The sequence below is a fragment of the Marinagarivorans sp. genome (genome assembly GCF_982758155.1).
The window spans coordinates 1-5,666 of the sequence record NZ_CEXWTU010000278.1; the positions used below are offsets into that span (position 1 = coordinate 1).

At 45.6% G+C, this 5,666-nt stretch carries 4 protein-coding genes; 1 reads left to right on the forward strand and 3 read right to left on the reverse strand.

The genetic code is table 11. The features are described 5' to 3' along the window. Window positions 1–127: 127 nt before the first annotated feature. From AC3A8L_RS19290 to AC3A8L_RS19300, 3 genes are all read right to left on the reverse strand, one after another. Window positions 128–1,486, reverse strand: a complete 1,359-nt coding sequence (locus AC3A8L_RS19290; RefSeq protein ID WP_487963904.1) for a Fic family protein — start codon at window positions 1,484–1,486, stop codon at window positions 128–130. A 145-nt stretch (window positions 1,487–1,631) separates the two neighbouring features. After that, window positions 1,632–2,858: an acyltransferase family protein gene (locus tag AC3A8L_RS19295; protein WP_487963905.1), complete on the reverse strand. Its 1,227-nt coding sequence runs from the start codon at window positions 2,856–2,858 to the stop codon at window positions 1,632–1,634. A gap of 91 nt (window positions 2,859–2,949) precedes the next feature. Then, window positions 2,950–3,546: a CIA30 family protein gene (locus AC3A8L_RS19300; RefSeq protein WP_487963906.1), complete on the reverse strand. Its 597-nt coding sequence runs from the start codon at window positions 3,544–3,546 to the stop codon at window positions 2,950–2,952. Between the two features lie 247 nt (window positions 3,547–3,793). Between AC3A8L_RS19300 and AC3A8L_RS19305 the strand changes: the two genes are divergently transcribed. Further along, complete coding sequence (locus tag AC3A8L_RS19305; RefSeq protein ID WP_487963907.1) at window positions 3,794–5,404, forward strand: RNA polymerase sigma factor; 1,611 nt, start codon at window positions 3,794–3,796, stop codon at window positions 5,402–5,404. Window positions 5,405–5,666: the final 262 nt, after the last annotated feature.

Below are 5,666 nucleotides of genomic sequence, written 5' to 3' on the forward strand. Positions count from 1 at the left end.
TTTTTGGGTGCTTGCTTGACGAGGCGAAAATATGGCGTAATAGCTGGCTATTGCAAATATTTTTAACGAAGGCAAGCGTGCACCCAGGAATTCAAAAATGGGAAGTTATTTCATGCACGCCGCTTAACTATCGATTCCAATTATCTATAATTTGACTTTTATCCTTCATCTTATATAACCACTCCCTACCCTCTTTATATTTATCGAACAGGTCGAATTCGACCAATCCATTCAACACCGATGAAGCCGTGTTATAGGAACAGCCCAAATTCTTTTCGACATTTCTTATTGTAAAGGTAATGGCCGAATCATTTTTTCCCACTTGAAATACTGTTCGCTGCTTATCGTTAAGCTTTGTATATAATCCCGATTTAAAGAGCCATTCATTGAACTTATCAATTTCAAGCGCCGCACTCTGATAAGCCTCTTTAAACTTTTTAATCGCTCGAATTATCACGCCACTTTGATGCTCTATAAAATAAGTTAAGTCCATTTCGTCTAACTCACTATGTAGATAACTTTTTCCGTATTTCACCGGTGATTTTTTAAGTAGAAGACTAATAGCAATATATCTAAAAGAAGAAAAATCTTTCTTAAACATATACCAATAAAATAGCGCTCTAGCGACTCGACCATTACCATCCCTAAATGGATGCTCAAACCCAATACAAAAATGTAGGGTAATGGCTTTTATCAAGGGATGAATATAGGAAAGATCGTCGCTTTCATCGTGATCTTCATTAGCCCAGGCCACTATTTCCTTGAGCCTAGCTTTTAGCGTCTCGGCCTTTGGTGGTGTATGGACGACCTCTCCTTCCGAATTCACAACGTGAACATCATCTGTTTTTCTAAAGTTACCTGGCGCATAGCTATCGTCGTCGATTCCTTCAACTCCAATTTGATGCATTTCCCTAAGCAGATCTAAACTCAATGCCTTATCACGATTTTCCCACACAAATAGCATCAGCTTATAGTTACCCAGAATCATTTTTTCATCTTCAGACCTAGGCTTGCGATTACGCTTTAGTAATTCTTTCGCAACTTTTGTGGTCGTAGCCGCGCCTTCAAGCTGGCTACTGCTAATTGATTCATCCTCAATGAGGTCATTCAACAAATAACCGATATGAAACTTCTCACCAATTTTGTTACTTATCCACTCTAAGGAGGCACTGGTTGTATTTCTATCGACTTCAGAAATGGCTTTTTGTATTAAAGGGGTTAAGTGGTAGTGGCATAGCTTACTCGGCTCACCTAACGCAATAATGTTAGTTTTTTGCCTATGCCGAGAGGTTTTTACAAGTGACCAAACCAGCGAGTGATCAAGGCCACTGCCTATCCTATGCCTTAGCTCATCATAGGGTAGATAACGCCCCTTCTTATCCATAGGACTAAAAAAAGTGAGGTATTCATTGAGTTTGTCAGGGGAGCTATTTGCAATCACTGACAGCGGATTGGCCTGTTCTGTAGGTGGGAGCTTAACACTCATATCTCAAAACCTTAGTATTTTGAGATAACAATAGCATAAATGACCCGCACTATCTCAATATATTAAGTTTTTGAGATAGAATTGATGCTGAAGCAGCCTCTAAAGTGGAAACCTCAGTTAGCTACCTGATACTTTTCACCTTGGCCTACAACACACCCACTCTCGCCCTACTCAGCGTCATTAATCGTTGCTTTCGACGCCCATTTAATAAGGCACCTATCGCCGTTGCGCGTACGCAGAGATCGTAAAAGATCAGAGATATGAAAACGGTTATACCGGAGACAAAAGCCCATTTTATTGCCCAATGTAACGGCAGCTCGGCGAAAGCAATTTGCAGCCAAACCACAATCGGGAGGTGTATAAGGTACAACCAATAAGAAGCGTCGGCGAGGTAGCGGATGATTTGGTTGGGGCGCGTACATAATATTTGGAATAGCCCTAACGTCAGCGCAATTAAGGTCCACATCATCAGTGCGTAACTCAACGTAAATCCAGCCTTTAGCCAAAGGTAGTAAGGCAGCCCCGTTTGCATTTCATAACCTGCCAGTTTCACACTTGCCACTACAGAACTAATACACAACAACACTTTAAAAGTAGTAATCCGTGAGAAGCTATTCAAGCAGCTGGCTTGGCGGTGCATTAGCCAACCGAATAAGAAAACACCGCCATACAGTAATGTGATTGGCATATGGGGAATCAATGATTTATCGGGTGTATCTACCCCCCAGTGGCTCATAAACCATAAACATGCAGCGCTGGGAATGGCTAAGGCGATAACCGAAAAGCGTGAGCAACATACAATCCGTACAATAGTATCGGCCCATAAGGAAAGGTTAAATTTGATCGGGGGATGCAGACAAATAACGTAGCGCATTGCCAACGTAGCCGCACTCAATAAGAGTAAATAGTACAAAAACCATAAATGCGAGCCGGTCAAAAAATCGTTAGGCAACTCACCTAGGCTGGCAACACCGGCCAACAAAGCACCGCCTATATCTACATCGCCCTGCAAGCTGGCAGCGCCCATTATCCAACCAGAAACAATCAATGGCCGTAAAATAAACCAGCCAACCACAAATGGCACTGCAATGCGTAAGGTGCGGGCTTTTACAAACGCTTTTGCTCCCTGGCGGTGAAAAGCCCTATGGCCAAAATAGCCCGCGATCAAAAAGAACAGCTCCATACGAAATGAATGACAAATAAGTATGAACACCGACACCATCGGGCTTGTTGATATATCCATCACCGCCCAACCAATAAACAAGGGCATAAACGAAAGGCTCGCATGGAACACAATGCCTAGCAGCAAAGCAAAAGCGCGTACCGCATCGAGGTAATCAAGGCGTTGATTGTTAAACGTTGGCTGAATCATGGTTTATCCGCAGTAAAAGGCACACATTCAAAAGTGGGCTGGTGATTTGAATGGGCTTGAATGGCGATATCACCTCAAGCCCGCCACTCAATTAATAAAAACTGATTTCATCAATGGCGTAATCAAAGGTACCTTTCTGCGGGCTAAAAGCGACGATGCTCAGGCTGTGCAGTGTTTTAACATTTAAAGTTGTTTGCGCTGACCAAGCACGCTTCATCGTATTGAAAGGAATTTTCACTTCGTGGTACTTACCGTCTGTAGCGACGGCAATAGGCTGAGTGTGGTAATCGAAATTGGTAACTTCAGTGCTATTAGCCGTGATGGAAATATTCCCCGCATTCACTTTAATCAACAAGCGAATTCCTTTAAATTGGCTGGCGTCCTGCGCTTGCCCCTCTGGCCCTAAAGGCAATACCGCACTGGCCCACCCAGGTTGGCCACGCGCCGGTACTATATTACCCGTTACAGTTAATATGCCTTCGTTTAGCGTTTGCTCTGTAGTGGTACCACCACCGGCTACGGCATCACTTAAATACAGGCGCTCAATACCTAAGCTATTTCGCGAGTGGCTAAAATCATCAATAGCGGCGGCTAACCCAGCGGCTAAACTGCTGCTTGAAGCCGCTAAAAGTACGGCTAAAGTTATACTATGGCTAAATAATGGCGCGGCTGATTTAAACAGATTCATTGTGTATTCCCGGATAAGTAGTTTAAAGGTTAGCGACCTGAATGGTCTAAAACGTTGTATTGAGTAAGTGCCGAGCGCACGCACAAAGGTGACAAAAAATTTATTGTTTTTTTGCCAGCGGACCAAAGCACCGAAAACAGCGCGCAACAAAACGCGGTGAAAGAAGAAGAGTTTCTTACAAATGTCTGTCACCTTTTAGCCAGGCATAGGCACTTAAAAGCATCACACAGTCAATAAAGACAAACTTATGAGCTTTTTCACACGAAAAAAACAGCAAATGAATAGCGATAGCGCTTTGGTTATGGCCTCACTGGGGGGCGACCGCGATGCTTTTTGCACGATCGTCTCGCGCTACCAAAGCCTTTTGTGTTCCGTCGCTTACAGCGCGGTTGGCGATATCAAACACAGTGAGGACATAGCGCAAGAAACGTTTGTAGAGGCATGGAAGAAGCTTGAAACCCTAAATGATCCCGAGAAACTCAAGTCATGGCTGTGCGGTATTCTGCGCTTTAAAGTTAGCCGCCATCGCCGTAAAGCCGTCAATCAACCATTAGAAAGCGCTGAAGATATTACCGAGGGGCAGGATTACGAAGCCAGCCAAATGGGGCTTGAGGAATCCGCTATTCGCGAACAAGAACGCACGCTGTTATGGCAAACCCTGGAAAAAATTCCTGAAAACTATCGCGAACCGTTGGTTTTATTTTACCGCGAGCACCATTCGGTAGCCCATGTCGCAAGCGAACTAGACTTAACTGAAGAGGTTGTGAAACAGCGCCTATCGCGTGGCCGCAAGCTATTACAAGCAGCCATGGTCACCTTCGTTGAGGATACCCTGGCGAAAAGTGCACCGAGTGTGGCCTTTACCACGGGCGTTATGGCGGCCATTAATTTAGTCTCGCCACCGGTACAGGCCGCCGTAATAGGCGCCAGTGCTGCCAAGGCCGGCTCGCTTGTAAAATTGGCCAGCTTGCTGGCTTTATTGGCTGCATTCTCTGGCGTAATCAGTGCTTTTTTTGGCGTGCGGGCCAGCTTGGCGCAATCGCGCACACAGCGCGAACGCCGCAACGTGATTGTTTTAGTATCACTGTTTTTTATCTTCGCGATTATTTATGTGGCAGGCATGTTCGGTTTTAAGTACTTAGCCGCGCAGCACACCGCAAGCATCACTCTGCTAACCGTTATTTCACAAGTATGGGTTGTGGGTTTTGTCGCTAGCTACCTGTGGCTCACGCTGTTTTTGTTTAAAAAAGCCCGCGACCTCCGCGCACAAGAACGTCTATTTAACCCTAGCGCCTTTAATCACCCCTCTGATAGCCCCAACGCCAAACAACGTGAATATAAAAGTAAAACTCGCCTGCTGGGTGTGCCTTTATTGCATTTTCGTTTTGGCGCCCCCGAAAAAAATGATGCCCCCGTTGTGGGATGGGTGGCCGGCGGTGATCGAGCCTATGGCTTGCTGTTTGCCTGGGGCGGCATTACCGTTGCGCCCATTAGCGTAGGCATTGTGGCCGTTGGCGGGCTGAGCATTGGCGCCGTGGGTATAGGTTTATTAGGTATGGGTACTGTAGGAATTGGATTAATTGGCTTTGGCTCCTCAGCCATCGCGTATAAGGCCTATGCATCCATGTCTTCCATGGGCTGGGAAAGCGCTTTTAGCTACGGCTTTTCCATCGCGAAAGAAGCCGCCATTGGCCCCTACGCCTTCGCCCAACATGTAAACAACGAACAAGCCGCCGACATCGCCCAACTCGCCCTTTTTGGGCAAGGCTACCTTTGGCTATTGGGAATTATAGCCGTATTGGTAATCGTGCCTGCGGCTTGGCATTCAAAAGAAGTTAGGCGGAGGATAAAGCGTTAGGGGGCTGTGGTTACTGGGTTGGTTGTTGGAGGATTTTACCGATAGCGACCAGCCATCAAAGGCAAGCTCAAATTTATCTAAAACCTCTAAGGGACGAGGCAATAATAGTTGATCCAATTAGGCGAAGAGGGCCTGCAGGGAGGCAGTTTATTAGAATAACGCATCGAGGCAGGAGGATAATGTAGAGGAGTTGTTATCGAGGCATGCAACCCTTTAAGCAACGAAGGTAAGGATGTCGATATCAAGTATTAGTGGATGAAAT

Coding starts and splice junctions, on each gene's coding strand:
- AC3A8L_RS19300 (WP_487963906.1), bottom strand. CDS start 3,546: ATGAATCTGTTTAAATCAGCCGCGCCATTATTTAGCCATAGTATAACT.
- AC3A8L_RS19305 (WP_487963907.1), top strand. CDS start 3,794: ATGAGCTTTTTCACACGAAAAAAACAGCAAATGAATAGCGATAGCGCT.
- AC3A8L_RS19290 (WP_487963904.1), bottom strand. CDS start 1,486: ATGAGTGTTAAGCTCCCACCTACAGAACAGGCCAATCCGCTGTCAGTG.
- AC3A8L_RS19295 (WP_487963905.1), bottom strand. CDS start 2,858: ATGATTCAGCCAACGTTTAACAATCAACGCCTTGATTACCTCGATGCG.